This window comes from Kribbella albertanoniae (genome assembly GCF_004348455.1).
Lineage (GTDB): Bacteria > Actinomycetota > Actinomycetes > Propionibacteriales > Kribbellaceae > Kribbella > Kribbella albertanoniae.
On sequence record NZ_SMKA01000245.1, the window covers coordinates 1 to 14,764 of the forward strand.

A 14,764-nucleotide genomic window follows, 5' to 3' on the forward strand; every position below is an offset into this window, starting at 1 on the left:
CGCTGAAGCCGACGGGGACGCCGACCGGGGGTGGGGTCTGGCCGCCGCGGGGTTGGGAGCTTTCCCAGTAGATGCGGGCGGCGGAGGCGCCGGTTCCGGTCAGCCAGTAGAGGGTGATGTTGTCGAGGAGGTGGTCGCGGGTGAGGTTGCCGGTGGGCATGCCGTGGACGAAGGCCTTGGACATCTTGTAGTAGCTGTCGGTGTCGTGGTCGAGCATCCAGGCGGCCAGGGCGACGGGGGAGTCGAGTAGGGCGTAGCCGATCGTCTGCGGGCGGGTGGCCTGCTCGATCCGGTAGCCGCTGCCGGTGGTGTTGAACTCGACGACGGCTGCGGCCGCGGCGCGTTCCTCGTCGGTGTTGGTCGGCCAGCCGACTCCGCCCAGGGCTGCGGCGAGCAGGTTGATGTGGATTCCGAGCAGGCCGTCCGGTGCCTGGCGACCGAGGTTGTCGGTGACGGCGGAGCCGACGTCACCACCCTGAGCGACGTACTCGGTGTAGTCGAGTCGCTGCATCAGCTGGTGCCATGCCTTCGCGGTGCGGCCGGCGTCCCAGCCGATCTCGGTCGGCTGGCTGGAGAATCCGTACCCCGGAATCGACGGCAGCACGAGGTGGAACGCGTCGGAGGCGCGACCGCCGTACGCGGTCGGGTTGGTCAGCGGCCCGATGGTTTCCAGCAGCTCGACGAACGAGCCCGGCCAGCCGTGGGTCATGATCAGCGGCAGCGCGTCCCGGTGCGGTGAGCGTACGTGGATGAAGTGGATGTCGACGCCGTCGATCTCCGTCGTGAACTGCGACAGCTTGTTGATCTTGGCCTCGAACCGCCGCCAGTCGTACTTGCCCAGCCAGTACTTGGCCAGTGCCTTCGTCGTTGCCAGCTGCACGCCCTGGGAGCGATCACTCACCAGTTCGGCGGTGGGCCAACGCACCCCGGCGACCCGCCGCCGCAGGTCTGTCAGCTGCTGCTTCGGCACCGAAACCCGAAAGGGACGGATCCCCGCGCCGCCACCCAGCTTGGCAGGCGCAGCGTTGGCCACTCCGCTGCCCAGTGCGGTCACCCCGACTCCGGCCGCAAGCCCGCCCTGCAACACCGCCCGCCGCGAAGGCCCGACTCCATCCGTGAAGCGCATCCGTCTACCCCAATCCACAAGACTTCCTACTGGTCACCTCTCACCCTCGCCGGACCGCGCATCCGTCGCCCCCGTCAAACCCCCTGGTCCCCACCGGGGTCGCACGGTTCAGTGGTGGCTACCGATGTGGCCACCACCCCGCCGGCGGGAAGGTCGTCTGTTGGGAATTTGCGGGAAGGCGTCGAACTATTGCGTTGACTTAGGTCCTTCCTTAAGGTGTGCGGCACCCGCCCCCAAGGAAGGCCACGGCCATGGCACAACGGATCCAGGCACGCCCGAAAATAGCCGCAATCGCAGCCGCCGCAATCGTCAGTACGGCGCTCTCCCTGCCCGCGGCGCACGCCGTACCGGCCGCGATCCAGGCGGTCGGTGCGGCGCTGCCCTTCACCATCATCGAGGCCGAGAACTCGGCCACCAACGGCAGCAAGATCGGCCCGAGTTATGCCCAGGGGACGCTTGCCGCCGAGGCTTCCAACCGGCAGGCCGTCACCCTGAACAGCGGCCAGTACGTCGAATTCACCGCGCCTGGCACGACCAACGCGATCAACGTGGCCTACTCGATCCCGGACGGCCGCTCCGGGACCCTGGCCGTCTACGTGAATGGGCAGAAGCTTTCCCTCGCCGTGACTTCGAAGTACAGCTACGTGGACACCGGGTGGATCGCCGGGTCCCGGACGCACAAGCTCTACGACCACGCCCGGCTCCAGCTCGGGCAGACCGTCAACGCAGGCGCGAAGATCAAGCTGCAGGTCGACGGTGAGAACACCGCGGGTCCGTACACGATCGACGATGTCGAGTTCGAGAATGTCGCCGGCCCCGCCGGCCAGCCTGGTGGCTCGATCTCGATCACGTCGCACGGTGCCGACCCGAATGGGAACAACGACTCGACCGGTGCGATCCAGAATGCCATCAACGCTGCCCGCGGTGCTGGTGGAACCGTGTGGATCCCGGCCGGCCGGTTCCGGGTCGGCGGCACGATCAACCCCGACGGCGTCACGATCCGCGGCGCCGGCCGCTGGCATTCGACGTTGCTCAGTCATCACCTGATCGACCGCCCGAACGGTGGCGGCAACGTCAAGCTGTACGACTTCGCCGTGATCGGCGAGGTGACCGAGCGGAACGACAACTCGCCGGACAACTTCGTCAACGGCAGTCTCGGCCCGAACTCGATCGTCTCCGGGCTCTGGCTGCAGCACCTGAAGGTCGGGCTCTGGCTGACCGGCAACAACGACAATCTGATCGTCGAGAACAACCGGTTCTACGACATGACCGCCGACGGCCTGAACCTGAACGGGACCGCGTACAACGTGCAGGTGCGGAACAACTTCCTCCGCAACCAGGGTGACGACTCACTCGCGGCGTGGTCGTTGCACGCGGCGAACCGGAGCAGTACCTTCGCCAACAACACCGTCATCCAGCCGAACCTGGCCAACGGCATCGCGATCTACGGCGGTACCGACATGACGGTCCGGGACAACCTGATCGCCGACACCAACGCGCTCGGTGGCGGGATCGCGATCTCGAACCAGAACTTCGCCTCACCGTTCTTCCCGCTGGCCGGGACGATCACCGTCTCCGGCAACACGCTGATCCGCACCGGCTCGATGAACCCCAACTGGGGCCAGAACCATCCGCACGGCGCGATCCGGGTGGATGCGTACGACAACCCGATCAACGCGCAGGTGCGGCTGCTCAACAACCGCCTGGTGGCCAGCCCGTGGTCGGCGTACCAGTTCGTCGACGGTGGCGGTGCCGGGCGTGCGGTTCAGAACGTGACCGTGGACGGCGGCTCGATCGAGGGCGCGGGCACGTTCGCCTTCCAGGCAGAGACGACCGGTACGGCGACAGTCAGCAATGTGGTTGCCAGCGGCATCGGCCGCGCCGGGGTCTACAACTGTGCCTACCCGAGCGGGTCGTTCAGCCTCAACCGCGGCTCCGGCAACAGCGGCTGGGACTCGACGTGGAGCGGCTGCAACTGGGTCGAGCCGGGTAACGGAACCCCGACTCCGGGCGGCAATCTCGCGGCCGGGCGTCCGGTCACCGCGAGCAGCGTGAACCAGAACTACGTCGCGAGCAACACGGTCGACGGGAACTCCGGCAGCTACTGGGAGAGCGCCAACAACGCGTGGCCGCAGTCGCTGACCGTCGACCTCGGCAGCAATCAGAACGTCAAGCGCCTCGTCCTCAAGCTGCCGCCGACCTGGGGTACCCGGTCCCAGACGATCGAGGTGCTCGGCAGCACGAACAACACGTCGTACACACAACTAGCAGGTGCCGCCGGTCGCACCTTCGATCCCGACGCGGGTAACGCGGCGACGATCACCCTGCCGACCGCCGTGAACACCCGCTGGGTGCGGCTGACCTTCACCGCGAACACCGGCTGGCCGGCCGGTCAGCTGTCCGAATACGAGGTGTACGCCTCCTGAGTCCTGGACGATACGTCAGCGATACCCCATGCCTCGTAGCATCGAGGCATGCGGGTGCTGATCGTGGAGGACGAGCCGGAGATGGCCGAGGCGATTCGTGACGGGCTGCGGCTGGAGGCGATCGCGGCCGATATCGCGGGTGACGGTCACACCGCGCTGGAGCTGCTGAGCCTGCACACGTATGACATCGCCGTCCTGGACCGCGACATTCCCGGGCCGTCGGGCGACGAGGTGGCCGCGAGCATCGTTGCCTCGGGCAGCGGCATGCCGATCCTGATGCTCACCGCGGCCGACCGGCTCAACGACAAGGCGTCCGGGTTCGAACTTGGCGCCGACGACTACCTGACCAAGCCTTTCCACTTGCAGGAGCTTGTACTGCGGCTGCGCGCGCTCGACCGTCGTCGGGTCCACAACCGGCCGCCGGTCTGGGAGATTGCGGGGTTGCGGCTCGATCCGTTCCGTCGCGAGGTCTACCGGGACGGCCGGTACGTCGCCCTGACGCGGAAGCAGTTCGCCGTACTGGAGGTGCTGGTCGCGGCCGAGGGCGGAGTGATCAGCGCCGAGGAACTGCTGGCCCGGGCCTGGGATCAGAACGCGGATCCGTTCACCAACGCCGTCCGGATCACGGTGTCGACGCTGCGCAAGCGGCTCGGTGAGCCCTGGCTGATCGCCACGGTGCCTGGTGTCGGGTACCGGATCGGCACCGAGGATGACTAGGCAGCCTGGGCTGAGCATCCGGCTGAAACTCACCCTGAGCTATACCGGCCTGGTGATGGTGACCGGCATCCTGCTGATGGCGGCGGTCGCGCTCTCGTTGAAGCTCACGAAGCCGGACGGTCTGGTGATCACCGTCGAGTATGGGTACTACGAAGGTATGCTCCGGCGCTTTGTGCCCGCGGCCGGAGTCACCGGGGTGTTCCTGCTGATCTTGGGGCTGGTCGGCGGCTGGTTCCTGGCCGGCCGGATGCTCGCTCCGGTCGCACTGATCACGAGCGCCACCCGGCAGGCCGCGACCGGGTCGCTGTCGCACCGGATCAACATGCCCGGCCGCAACGACGAGTTCCGCGAGCTGGCCGACAGCTTCGACGCGATGCTCGCGCAGCTCGAGCAGCATGTCGCCGAGCAGCGCCGGTTCGCCGCGAACGCCTCGCACGAACTGCGGACCCCGCTGGCGATCACGCAGACCCTGCTCGATGTGGCGCGCAAGGATCCGGACCGGCCGCCCGATGAGCTCGTCGACCGGTTGCACGCTGTGAATGCCCGTGCGATCGACCTGACCGAAGCGCTGCTGCTGCTCAGCCGCACCGACCAAGGAACCTTCACGCGCGAGGACGTCGACCTGTCCCTGGTCGCGGAGGAAGCGGCCGAGGCGCTGCTGGCCCACGCCGAGGAACGCGATGTCCTGCTGGAGACCTCCGGCGAGATGGCCTTCACGGTCGGCTCCCGCGCGCTGCTGCTGCAGCTGACCACGAACCTCGTGCACAACGCGATCGTTCACAACACGGCCGAAGGCGGCATCGTGCAGGTCGAGACCGCGGTCTGGCCGGAGTCCGCCGTACTGACCGTCGAGAACACCGGCCCGGAGGTCACCCCGGAGCTGCTCTCGACCCTCACCGAACCGTTCCAGCGCGGCGCCGAGCGGATCCGCAGCGATCACGGCGGCGTCGGCCTCGGCCTGGCCATCGTCAAGCGGATCATCGAGGCCCACCACGGGACACTCAGGCTGATGGCCCGCCCCGACGGCGGCCTCCGCGTCACCGTCGAGCTACCTCGCGGCGGAACCACGACGAACGTCCGGTCTGGTTGACGTAGCCGCGCCCCTCGTAGAAGGCATGCGCCTCGGTACGGCGGTCCGAGCTGCTCAGCTCGATCCGCGCACAACCGGCGGCAGCCGCGAACTCCTCCGCGACCGCCATCAACCGGCCACCGACGCCCTGACCGCGGACGTCCTCGGCGACCACCAGCGCCACCACTCGGGCCCAGTTGCCGGTGCGTTCGAAGTACGGGCCCACATGTACGGCGACCACCCCGAGAAGGTTGCCGCCGGCATCAGCCACGTACGCCGTACTGGACGGATCTGCCTGCCAGGCCCGAATCCGGGCGACGGTGGATTCGGTGACCTGGTCCGGATACCCCAGCTGCTCGAAGAGGATGTTGAGCGCCGGGGCATCGGCGGGTTCCGCGGGCCGGACGATCATGCGATCGGGAAGTCGAAGTAGCTGTCCGGGTACGGCTCGTCCTTCAGGGTGTAGTGCCACCACTCGTAGTCGTAGCGCTGGAAGCCGGCGGCCTCCATGATGTTGCCGAGGTGCTGCCGGTTGCGGGCCTCGGTCGGCGTGATGCCGGTGGCGCCGTGATGGGAGATCGAGTCCATCAGGTCATGATCGCCGCCCATCGGGGCCAGCTCGCCGGTGTCCAGGTGGTAGAGCGTCAGATCGACCGTGCTGCCACGGCTGTGCCCCGACCGCGTCGACACATAGCCCTGGACGAACATCTCGGTCCGCCCGATATTCGGGTAGTGCCTGGATTTCGTCCGGCCGTCCTCCGGCTCGTTGGCCCAGCGCAGGAAGCGATCCACCGCACTCTGCGGGCGGTAGCCGTCCCAGATCAGCAACCCGAAGCCGAGAGCGGCTGCTTCCTCGCGGCCCTTGGCCAACGCCGCGGCCAGCGCCTTCGTCCCGACCACCCGGTTGGCGAGATAGCCGTCGACCGGACGGCCGGTGAAGTTGTCCCAGGTCGCGTACTTGGCGTCCCAGCGGATCCCGGAGACGTACTCGTCCAGGTAGACGAAGTCGGCCTTCATCGCGAACTGCCTCCCAGCGCCAGCGCCACCGCCCGGTCGATCACGTCACCCAGCGACAGCCCGGCGGCCGCCATCATCCGCGGGTACCGGCTGTACGACGTCAGGCCGGGCAACGTGTTGACCTCGTTCAGCACGACCGTGCCGTCCTCCTTCAGGAACATGTCGACCCGGGCCAGGCCGCGGCAACCCAGCGCGCGGTAGATCGCCATCGCCGTCTCCTGGACCAGCTTGCGGGCGTCCTCCGGAATCTGGGCCGGCACCACCGGAGTCGAGTTCTCCGAACCGCTCTCCGGGCTGTCCTCCTGATGGATCCGGAAGAATCCGTGCGTCAGCGAGATGTGGTCGAGCTCGCCGGTGATGAGATCCCCGTCGTTCCCGAGGATCGCGCAGCCGATCTCGCTGCCGACAACCCCCTCCTCGATCAGGACCTTGGCGTCGTACTGGCGTGCTGTCTCGAGCGCCTCCGGAAGCTCGGCCGGTCGCGAGACCTTGCTGACCCCGAACGACGATCCCGAACGAGCCGGCTTCACGAAGACCGGGTAGGGGAGCTGGAACGGGTCGACGTCCTCATCCGCCGTACCGGTCCAGAAGGTGGGCGTGGCGATCCCGGCGCTGCGGGCGACGGTGTAGGCGAGGGATTTGTCCATGCACACGGCCGAACTCTGGATGTCGCAGCCGACGTAGGGGAGTCCGGAGAGCTCCAGCAGTCCCTGGATCGAACCGTCCTCGCCGGTCTTGCCATGCAGGACAGGCAGTACGACGTCCAGGCCGATCGTCTCGTAGCGGCCGTCCGCCAGCACGAGCAGTCCCGGCGTACTCCGGTCTGGCGACAGCACGGCCGGGCGGGCGGCGTCGAAGCTCGGGCCGTCGCACAGCCGCCAGGCGCCGGCCTGCGTGATCCCGATCCAGAACGGTTCGTACTTCGCCGGGTCGAGGTGCTTCGCGACCTCCTGCGCGGACTTCACCGACACCGGGTGTTCCTCGCCGGCGCCGCCGAACAGGATTCCGATCCTCATATCCATTCCCGCTTTCGTGACTCGAACTTCAGGCAGTTGATGATGGAGTTCTCGACCGTGTCGCTGAGTGCGTGGTCGGTGTAATAGGCCGTATGCGGACTGACGATCGCGTTCGGCAGCTTCTGCAACCGCAGCAGCAGATGGCTCTCAAGAGGCTTGTCGCGGTGATCCGCGTAGAAGATGCCTTCCTCGCCTTCGAGTACGTCGAGTGCCGCGCCACCGAGTCGCCCGCTCTCCAATGCCTCGACCAGCGCCTCGGTGTCGAGCAGCGCGCCGCGGCCGGTGTTGATCACGAACGCGCCGTCCTTCAGTTGCGCGATCCGCGCACGGTCCAGGAGGTGGTTCGTCTCCGCGGTGAGCGGCGTGTGCAGCGTGACCACGTCGCTGATCCGCAGCACCTCGTCGAGCGGGACGTAGTCGGCCGACGTCATCGGATAGGTGTCATAGGCAACGACATAGCAGCCGAACCCGCGCAGCCGGTCCATCACGGCCGCACCGATCCGGCCGGTGCCGATGACCCCGACCCGCAGATCGCGCAGCTCGCGTCCGCGAGTCTCCGTCAGCCGGTAGTCGTGCAGGTCGACCCGCCTGATCATCGACTTCGCGTTGCGCACCGCCATCAGCATCAGCATCAACGTGTAGTCGGCGACGCTGTCCGGCGAGTACGCGACATTCTGTACGGCGATGCCGAGGCTGTCGGCGTACGCCACATCGAGGTGGTTGTAGCCGATGCTTCGCGTCGAGATGTAGGTGACGCCGGCCTCGCTCAGCGCCAGCAGGGTGTTGTTGCTGATCCGGGACTTGTGCCCGACGCTGATGCACCGGTTGCCGGCCACCAGGTCGATCGTGGCCTCGGTGACCGCGGCCAGCGTGATCGTCGGCGTCACCCCGAAGCGAGCCGCCAGCTCCCGGAACAGGACGGCCTCGTCCGGTTCACAGCCGTAGACCGTGATTCCCAGTCCTGGTTCGTGATACGTCATGCCGGCTAGTCAAGCCAGCTTGGCGTTGCAGCTCCGTATCCACCTTTTCATATGCTGACGAAATGCGGCCGGGCCGGACCCCGTGGTGGTCGAGGTCCGGCCCGGCCGGTTGGTGCTACTGGTCGACTCAGGTGTGCGGGTTGTCGCGGAACTCGCTCTCGCACTTCAGCGAGCTGCCGAGGTCGACGCAGACCTGGATGCCGGCCTTGACGATGTTGTAGCTGGTGTTCAGCTCCCGGCCGGAGTACGGGCCCCACTGGGCACTCTCGCAGGTGCCGTCGTCCTCGTGCCACGCGCCGTTGGCGTACGAGCCGTTGGTGAGCAGGGCACGGGCCCGGGCGATGACGCGGTAGCCGTCACCGGGGCAGGTGTCGTTGATGGTCCAGTTGTTGTACGTCACCGAGCGGGCGGCGGTGAAGTTGAGGTCGGCCTCGGACGTGCCGCCGGAGTCTCCGCCGGAGGGGAACGTCTGAACGCGGGCACGAACGTGGCCGTCCTCGGCCATCGCCGGGCTGACGCCGACGGACAGCAGCGCGGCCGAGACCGCGGCGATACCGAGTGCTCTGGTGGGAAAGCGCATAGCACAACTCCTTGTCACTGGGCGGGTCATGTCCTGATGAGGACAGCGCGCCCATGCTCACTGCGACCGGAGTGGGTTGTCTCGGTTTCCGATCAAACCCGGTCAGGCCGACAATGCGGCCAGTTGGGTGGCCACGGCGTTGGCTTCCGGAGTCTTCAGACGGTCGAAGATGGTCAGCGCCTGCCGGAGCTCGGCCTGGGCCGTGGCGGGGTCGCCGAGCAGGACGAGGGCCCGGGCGCATCCTTGATGACTGCGCGCCTGCTCGTAGGGGTCGCCGACCTCGGTCGAGATCGCCAGCGCGGCCCGGTGCCGCTCCAGCGCGGTCGCGGCCGATCCCGCCGTACAGGCCACCGTGCCGGACTCGTTGAGGGCGAGCGCCTCGGCATCGCGATTGGCGACCTCACCAGCGATCTTCAGTGCGAGCTCCAGGCGGGACCGCGCAGGGTCGAGCGCTCCCAGCGCGCAGAGGGCGCGGCCGAGGGTGATGAGCGCGTACGCCTCACCCGTCCGGTTCGCGGTCTCGCGGGCGATGCTGATCGCCGCTTCCGCATCGGCGCGGGCCTGGTCGTACCGGCCGAGACTCAGGTTGATGCCGGCCCGGCTGTTCAGAGCGCGCCCCTCGGTCACCCGGTCACCGGTCTCGAGCAACATCGAGAGGCATTCCTGGACCCGTTCGTACGCCTCGTCGTACCGGCCGAGCCGTTCGGCCAGTACGACGACGTTGTGCAGGGCGTGGGCGGTGCCCAGGTGCGAGCCGATCGTGGCCGCGATCTCGATCGACCGCAGGTAGTTCCCGTACGCCTCGGTGTACGCGCCGACGCGTTCGAGCACCAGGCCGAGGTTGATCAGGGCGCGGATGTGTTCGCGGTGATTGCCGCTCGCGGACGCAAGCGCGAGCGACTCGCCGTACACCTCGCGCGCCGCGTCGAACCGGCCGAGCCGCCAGTGGACGACGCCGAGACTGCTCAGCGCCCGGCCGCGCTTGGCTCCCGAGGTTGCCCGTGCAGCGGCCGCGTGGAGCGCCTCGCCGTCGGTGTAGTGGCCGGCGTCGTCGAGGTAGCGGTAGAGGATCCAGGACAGATCCGCGGTGTGATCGGCCAGGTTCTGTTCGGCAGCACGGAGGGCGCAGGCGACCAGATTGACCCGCTCGGTCTCGAGCCAGGCCAGGGCCGCGTCCCGATCCGCCGGTGCCTCGGCGGCCGTCGTCTTGGGCGGACGCCACTCCGCTTCGTACGGCGCATACACCGACATCGCGAGTGCGGCCATCGCCCGGTAGTGGTCGGCCAGCCGGGTGAACGCGGCCCGGCGAGCGCTTGCCGGATCCTCGTCGCTCCCGCGCCGAGCGGCGTACACCCGGACCAGATCGTGCATCTCGAACCGGCCGGGGGAGCGTTGTTGCAACAGGCTCCCGGCCAGCAGATCGCTCAGCAGGGCGGCTGTCCCGGCCTCGTCCACACCCGCCAGCGCAGCCGCTGCTGAGGTGTCGAAGTCGGCGCCCGGGTGCAGGGCGAGCATGCGCAGCAGGGTGCGATGGTCGTCAGGGAGGCTGCCGTCCGACTGGGCGAGCGCGATCTCGACAGCGTCATCGAGGCACAACGTCCGGCCCCGCTCGACCAGCCGCTCCAGATGATCGGACAGACTCCAGGTTGGGGTCGCATCGATCCGCCCTGCCACCAGAGCCAGCGCAAGTGGGAGCTGACCAACCTGTACGGCGATGCGCCCGGCCGTGGCCGGATCCGCGCTGACCCGCGCCGACCCGATCGATCTCCGCAGCAAGTCGTCGGACTCGGCCGGAGTGAACGGGCCGAGCTGCAACCGCTCCGCCCCAGGTAGTTCGAGGTGCCGACGGCTCGTCACCAGCACCACGCTGCCGGGGACACCGGGCAGTAGCGGTAGGACTTGCTCGGCCGATCCGGCATTGTCGAGCAGGATCACCGACCGCTTACCAGCGAGCGCCTGGGCGAGCCTCGCCGTACGGGCGCTCTGCGGGGCACCGCGGACGCCGAGCACGCGGAGGAAGGCGTCGAGTACGGCGCCCGGTTCGGCCGGCTGACGTGGGTCGTAGCCGCGCATGTTGACCGCGAGGACCTGGTCGACGCCCTCCAGCTGATGCGCGAGGTGCACGATCAACCGGGTCTTGCCAACACCGGCCATCCCGTCAACCGCGACCACCACCGGCCTAGACCGCCCGTGCAGCACCGGCCGAAGCTTGGCCAAGGCCTTGGCGCGTCCGACGAAAACGTCGAGGTCGTCCGGGAGCCTGTCGGTCACGTTCACCACGGCTGCATCGGACGCAGCCCCGCACGCCAGTTGGTAGGCCTGCCGCCAGGCGAGTACGACGCATTCGTCCGCGTCACCGGTCAACGCCCGTACGACGTCAACCACCAGCTCGACGTCCAGCCGGCTCCGCCCGGGCTGCAGACACCGGTAGACGGTGTCGTACGCCGGTACCTCGGCCACGCCCCGCGCCGTACGGCTCCGGACGACCCGCCGGTGCAGCTCCCGATAGGACACCCCGGACCAGACCCGCAGCTCCCGGAGCCGCGCCCCGAACTCGGTCAGCTCCGTAATCCCGTCCGGCGCCGGCTGTGCAGTTCCTGACATCCCGCGTGCCTCCCCGTGGTTCCCCCACCCCTGCTCGCCGAGCGAGGTTAACTCCTCACCGGGCGCAACGCGACCGTTGGAATGTCTTTCCGCCGGATCGGATTGCGGTACCTGCCGGTCTCGGTGACCCGCATTGCGTCGGGGTGGCCGGTTACTCCCTGTGGCGGCCGGGTAGGAGCGGCGTACCGAAGTGGGCGTTTGAAACAGCAAGGGGGCGGGGCGGATGGCGAGCGAATTTCAGCGGCGCAAGGTGGCCGGCGTGTTCGAGGCAATGGATGCCGACGGCAACGGCTATCTCGACGAGTCCGATTTCGAGACGCTCACCGAGCGTTGGGTGGGCCTCCGCGGCTGGGCCCCGGGCACCGCCGACCACGAGCGGATGCGCTGCCATCATGACGGGCTAGCATGATGGGCTGGTGGTCGGCGATCTCGACGCTGTCCGGCGCCGAACACCCGGACAAGGTGTCACTCGACGAGCTGATGAACGTCGTCGACCAGCTCTCGGCGCTGGAGGACGCGGTCGACGCGACCGCCGACGTGATGTTCGACGTCATCGACGAGAACGGCGACGACCGGATCGCGCTGACCGAGCACAAGCAGGTCGTGTACGCCTGGAAGGGCTCCGACGACGGTATCGAGGACGTCTTCCCGCAACTCGACATCAACGGCGACGGCCACCTGTCGCGCGCCGAGTTCCGCGACCTCTGGTCCGGTTTCTGGCGTGGCGACGACCCGAAGTCCCCGTCCCAGTGGGTCTTCGGCCCGTACTAGAGGTCGATCTGCATGATCGCGTGGCCCGGCCGCAGGTCCGAGAACGCGACCACCAGCTTGTCCTCGCCGAGCCCGGTCGGGCCCGGCGCGAAGAACGTGAAGGTGGTGGTCGGGCCCAACTCGATGGTGATCTCCGCCCGCGAGATCGCCGTGATCCGGATCGGCGACCCACCGGCACCGGCCGGTACGGCGATCCGGTCGCCGGTCCGCACGTTGACCCGGCAGTGCCCGTCCCGGCACGACTTCAGGTTCCGCCCCTCGAGCGGCAGCGGCACGAACTCCGGCGTCGACGGAGCCACGGGCGTCGGCGTCGGCTTCGGTTTGGGAGTCGGTGTCGGTGTCGGCGTTGAGCTGACCGACGGTGTCGGTGTCACGCTCGGCGGAGGCGACGCCACGTCGGCCGGCGACGAGCATCCCGCTACCAGCACCACAACCAGTCCGACCACCCAACGCTTCATCCCAGCAACTTAGGCCCCTGAGCGCCGTCGTACCGGCGATGTCCTGATCAGGTCAGCCTCCGTCGGAGCGCGCGGCGTACAGACAATGAACCTTGCTGCGATCACCATGGAGGGAGGGGAGCTGATTGAGGAGGACGGCCATGACGGACCAGCGACTTGGTTGGCAGGCTGGGATGACGCTTGCGACTGTCACGATGATCCTGCTGGCCGGCTGCTCGGGAGATCAGGGTGCACCCGATCCGACGCCCAGTGGCAGCGCGACTCAACCGACCCCGACGCCGACAACCGGCACCAGTACGCCGGTACCGACCACCACTCCAAGCACCCCGCCCCGTACGTCGACCACTCCGCCGTCGACCACTCCGCCCCCAACGCCTACCACCTCGGCGCCCGGGCGGCGGGTCTTCCGGTATCCAGCGGCCTGGCCGTTCACGTCCGAGGCCCGCGCCGCGGACTGGCAGCGGTCGTATCGCAGCGGCGGTCATCAACCCTGGCACCTGGACGCGGCCGAGACTGCGTTGGCGTTCACCCAGGGGTTCCTGGGCTTCAAGGACATCAAACTGATCACCTCCCGCAGCATCCGCGGCGATGAGGCGCACGTAGGAGTCGGCTACCAGATCGACACCGGCCGCAAGTTCACCGCGGCCGTCGTCCACCTGGCCCGCATCGGCCAGGGCAAAGACGCCCCTTGGCAAGTCGTCGGCACCCGAGACACCGACCTCTCCCTGACCGCCCCGCGCTACGGCGCCACCGCCGGTTCCCCGCTCACCGCGGGCGGCCGCATCACCGGCGTGGACGAGGCGATCCGGATCGAGGTCCGCCAGGCTTCCACCAGCGCGCCCCTCGGCACCCTCTGCTGCGTACCCGCGGGCGGCGAACGCACCCCCTGGTCCGGCCGCGTCACCTACCGCGGAGCCACCGACCCGGTTCTCCTGGTCGTCGCCTCAGCCGGCGGTCACAACGCCGACATCGAGCGCTTCGCCATCACCGCAGTACGCCGCTCGTAGTCCCCGACCTGGCCACCAACCTCCTCAGTCCCTCAGCCGCCGGAGCGGCTCACTGCCGTTGCCGTTGCCGTTGCCGGTGCCGGTGCCGGTGTCGGGGTCACCTGGGCGCGCAGGGTGGTGATGCTGCGGGATCGGCGTCGACCTCTCCCCAGGGAGCGAAGTCGGGCGGCGTGCCCAACCGTGTGCGGTGTCTTGCTGGTTCGGGTGGCAGGTCCTCACCCCAGACCGCGCGCATGGTGGCCGCGCGAATATCCGTTGCCGTCAGCACAGACCCCTCGTCCCCGCCCGCATCGGGCCCACAGCGAACCAGCCCGTCCACGCCAGGCTCATCCGCCTGCAGCCCTCTCGCAACCAACTCGTTCATGCGGAGCTCACTCAGACCAGGCCCACTTCTGCCAGGCCCATTCCGGCCCAGCTCATCCATGCCGGACTCATCCACGCCGGACTCGGTCATGCCGGACTCATCCATGCTGGACTCGGTCATGCCGGGCTTGGTCGTGCTGGGTTGGGTCGTGCCGGGTTTGGTCGTGCTGGAGGTGCAGGTGGCGTGGGCGCGTGCAGTGGCCAGCGATGGTTCGGCTGGAGTTCTTGGGGGTGTTCGGCGTTTGACCGATGGTGGGTTGGCCCAGGTCGGGAGGGCGACGTGGACTTTGCCGTTGGTGATGGTGATGACCCATTTGCCGGCGTGCAGGTCGACGTGGTGAATGCGGCAGAGCAGGACCAGGTTGCTGACGGCGGTGGTGCCGCCGTCGATCCAGGATCTGAGGTGGTGGGCGTCGCATTGGACTGGTGGGGCGCCGCAGACGACGCAGCCGCGGTCTCGGGTGTTCAGGGCGCGCCGCATTCCTTTGGTGACGAGGCGTTCACAGCGGCCGACGTCGAGGGGTTCGGAGTTGGAGCCGAGGACGACGGGGATGATTTTGGCGTCGCAGGCCAGGAGGCGGGCGGTGGATGCGGACAGGCCGGCGCCGAAGACGGTGTCGCCGATGCAGC

At 68.3% G+C, this 14,764-nt stretch carries 15 protein-coding genes; 6 read left to right on the plus strand and 9 right to left on the minus strand.

Annotation, left to right across the window (positions count from 1 at the left end):
- A partial coding sequence (locus tag E1261_RS35240) for an epoxide hydrolase family protein (protein ID WP_132414064.1) occupies positions 1 to 1,126 on the minus strand: 1,126 nt, incomplete at its 3' end.
- Between the two features lie 251 nt (positions 1,127 to 1,377).
- On the opposite strand from E1261_RS35240, the gene E1261_RS35245 reads away from it, so the two are divergent.
- Genes E1261_RS35245 through E1261_RS35255 form a run of 3 tightly spaced genes read left to right on the plus strand, consistent with a single transcriptional unit; the run spans position 1,378 to position 5,359 of the window.
- Positions 1,378 to 3,552 (plus strand): discoidin domain-containing protein, encoded by a 2,175-nt coding sequence (locus E1261_RS35245; RefSeq protein WP_132414065.1) that lies wholly within the window; start codon positions 1,378 to 1,380, stop codon positions 3,550 to 3,552.
- A gap of 48 nt (positions 3,553 to 3,600) precedes the next feature.
- Positions 3,601 to 4,269 (plus strand): response regulator transcription factor, encoded by a 669-nt coding sequence (locus E1261_RS35250; protein WP_132414066.1) that lies wholly within the window; start codon positions 3,601 to 3,603, stop codon positions 4,267 to 4,269.
- On the plus strand, positions 4,262 to 5,359 hold the full coding sequence (locus tag E1261_RS35255) for a sensor histidine kinase (protein ID WP_132414067.1): 1,098 nt from the start codon (positions 4,262 to 4,264) through the stop codon (positions 5,357 to 5,359). Before E1261_RS35250 ends, E1261_RS35255 begins: the two co-directional genes overlap by 8 nt.
- On the opposite strand, the gene E1261_RS35260 is transcribed toward E1261_RS35255, so the two are convergent.
- The 6 genes from E1261_RS35260 to E1261_RS35285 all read right to left on the minus strand — a co-directional run bounded on the left by E1261_RS35260 (position 5,307) and on the right by E1261_RS35285 (position 11,535).
- Positions 5,307 to 5,750 (minus strand): GNAT family N-acetyltransferase, encoded by a 444-nt coding sequence (locus tag E1261_RS35260; protein WP_132414068.1) that lies wholly within the window; start codon positions 5,748 to 5,750, stop codon positions 5,307 to 5,309. The genes E1261_RS35255 and E1261_RS35260 overlap by 53 nt on opposite strands.
- Positions 5,747 to 6,355, minus strand: coding sequence for a D-Ala-D-Ala dipeptidase VanX (gene vanX, locus E1261_RS35265; protein WP_132414069.1), 609 nt, complete (start codon positions 6,353 to 6,355; stop codon positions 5,747 to 5,749). The genes E1261_RS35260 and vanX overlap by 4 nt, the downstream gene beginning before the upstream one ends.
- The gene (gene vanA, locus E1261_RS35270) at positions 6,352 to 7,371 is read right to left on the minus strand and encodes a D-alanine--(R)-lactate ligase (protein WP_132414070.1); all 1,020 of its coding nucleotides are present in this window, start codon (positions 7,369 to 7,371) and stop codon (positions 6,352 to 6,354) included. Before vanA ends, vanX begins: the two co-directional genes overlap by 4 nt.
- Positions 7,368 to 8,351: a D-isomer specific 2-hydroxyacid dehydrogenase family protein gene (locus E1261_RS35275; protein ID WP_132414071.1), complete on the minus strand. Its 984-nt coding sequence runs from the start codon at positions 8,349 to 8,351 to the stop codon at positions 7,368 to 7,370. The genes vanA and E1261_RS35275 overlap by 4 nt, the downstream gene beginning before the upstream one ends.
- Before the next feature lie 127 nt (positions 8,352 to 8,478).
- A complete protein-coding gene (locus E1261_RS35280; RefSeq protein WP_132414072.1) occupies positions 8,479 to 8,931 on the minus strand; it encodes a hypothetical protein in 453 nt (150 codons plus the stop codon).
- 102 nt (positions 8,932 to 9,033) lie between these two features.
- Positions 9,034 to 11,535, minus strand: coding sequence for an ATP-binding protein (locus E1261_RS35285; protein WP_132414073.1), 2,502 nt, complete (start codon positions 11,533 to 11,535; stop codon positions 9,034 to 9,036).
- 223 nt (positions 11,536 to 11,758) lie between these two features.
- Between E1261_RS35285 and E1261_RS46110 the strand changes: the two genes are divergently transcribed.
- Both E1261_RS46110 and E1261_RS35290 read left to right on the plus strand, forming a co-directional pair.
- Positions 11,759 to 11,944, plus strand: coding sequence for an EF-hand domain-containing protein (locus tag E1261_RS46110; RefSeq protein WP_202875297.1), 186 nt, complete (start codon positions 11,759 to 11,761; stop codon positions 11,942 to 11,944).
- Positions 11,941 to 12,306, plus strand: a complete 366-nt coding sequence (locus E1261_RS35290) for an EF-hand domain-containing protein (RefSeq protein ID WP_202875299.1) — start codon at positions 11,941 to 11,943, stop codon at positions 12,304 to 12,306. The genes E1261_RS46110 and E1261_RS35290 overlap by 4 nt, the downstream gene beginning before the upstream one ends.
- On the opposite strand, the gene E1261_RS46115 is transcribed toward E1261_RS35290, so the two are convergent.
- The gene (locus tag E1261_RS46115; RefSeq protein ID WP_202875301.1) at positions 12,303 to 12,764 is read right to left on the minus strand and encodes a hypothetical protein; all 462 of its coding nucleotides are present in this window, start codon (positions 12,762 to 12,764) and stop codon (positions 12,303 to 12,305) included. The two genes, E1261_RS35290 and E1261_RS46115, sit on opposite strands and share 4 nt — an antisense overlap.
- Before the next feature lie 140 nt (positions 12,765 to 12,904).
- Between E1261_RS46115 and E1261_RS35300 the strand changes: the two genes are divergently transcribed.
- Positions 12,905 to 13,771 carry a hypothetical protein gene (locus tag E1261_RS35300; protein WP_202875302.1) on the plus strand — a complete coding sequence of 289 codons (867 nt, stop codon included), beginning with the start codon at positions 12,905 to 12,907 and terminating at the stop codon, positions 13,769 to 13,771.
- 97 nt (positions 13,772 to 13,868) lie between these two features.
- Here E1261_RS35300 and E1261_RS35305 read toward each other — a convergent pair.
- Positions 13,869 to 14,764: HNH endonuclease signature motif containing protein (locus E1261_RS35305; protein ID WP_132414075.1), on the minus strand; the 896-nt coding region annotated here is incomplete at its 5' end.

Bases quoted from the DNA above. Each gene is read 5' to 3' on its own strand.
- E1261_RS35285 (WP_132414073.1), bottom strand. From the start codon at position 11,535: ATGTCAGGAACTGCACAGCCGGCGCCGGACGGGATTACGGAGCTGACC.
- vanA (WP_132414070.1), bottom strand. From the start codon at position 7,371: ATGAGGATCGGAATCCTGTTCGGCGGCGCCGGCGAGGAACACCCGGTG.
- E1261_RS35280 (WP_132414072.1), bottom strand. From the start codon at position 8,931: ATGCGCTTTCCCACCAGAGCACTCGGTATCGCCGCGGTCTCGGCCGCG.
- E1261_RS35275 (WP_132414071.1), bottom strand. From the start codon at position 8,351: ATGACGTATCACGAACCAGGACTGGGAATCACGGTCTACGGCTGTGAA.
- E1261_RS35300 (WP_202875302.1), top strand. From the start codon at position 12,905: ATGACGGACCAGCGACTTGGTTGGCAGGCTGGGATGACGCTTGCGACT.
- E1261_RS35260 (WP_132414068.1), bottom strand. From the start codon at position 5,750: ATGATCGTCCGGCCCGCGGAACCCGCCGATGCCCCGGCGCTCAACATC.
- E1261_RS35245 (WP_132414065.1), top strand. From the start codon at position 1,378: ATGGCACAACGGATCCAGGCACGCCCGAAAATAGCCGCAATCGCAGCC.
- E1261_RS35255 (WP_132414067.1), top strand. From the start codon at position 4,262: ATGACTAGGCAGCCTGGGCTGAGCATCCGGCTGAAACTCACCCTGAGC.
- E1261_RS46115 (WP_202875301.1), bottom strand. From the start codon at position 12,764: ATGAAGCGTTGGGTGGTCGGACTGGTTGTGGTGCTGGTAGCGGGATGC.
- E1261_RS46110 (WP_202875297.1), top strand. From the start codon at position 11,759: ATGGCGAGCGAATTTCAGCGGCGCAAGGTGGCCGGCGTGTTCGAGGCA.
- vanX (WP_132414069.1), bottom strand. From the start codon at position 6,355: ATGAAGGCCGACTTCGTCTACCTGGACGAGTACGTCTCCGGGATCCGC.
- E1261_RS35290 (WP_202875299.1), top strand. From the start codon at position 11,941: ATGATGGGCTGGTGGTCGGCGATCTCGACGCTGTCCGGCGCCGAACAC.
- E1261_RS35250 (WP_132414066.1), top strand. From the start codon at position 3,601: ATGCGGGTGCTGATCGTGGAGGACGAGCCGGAGATGGCCGAGGCGATT.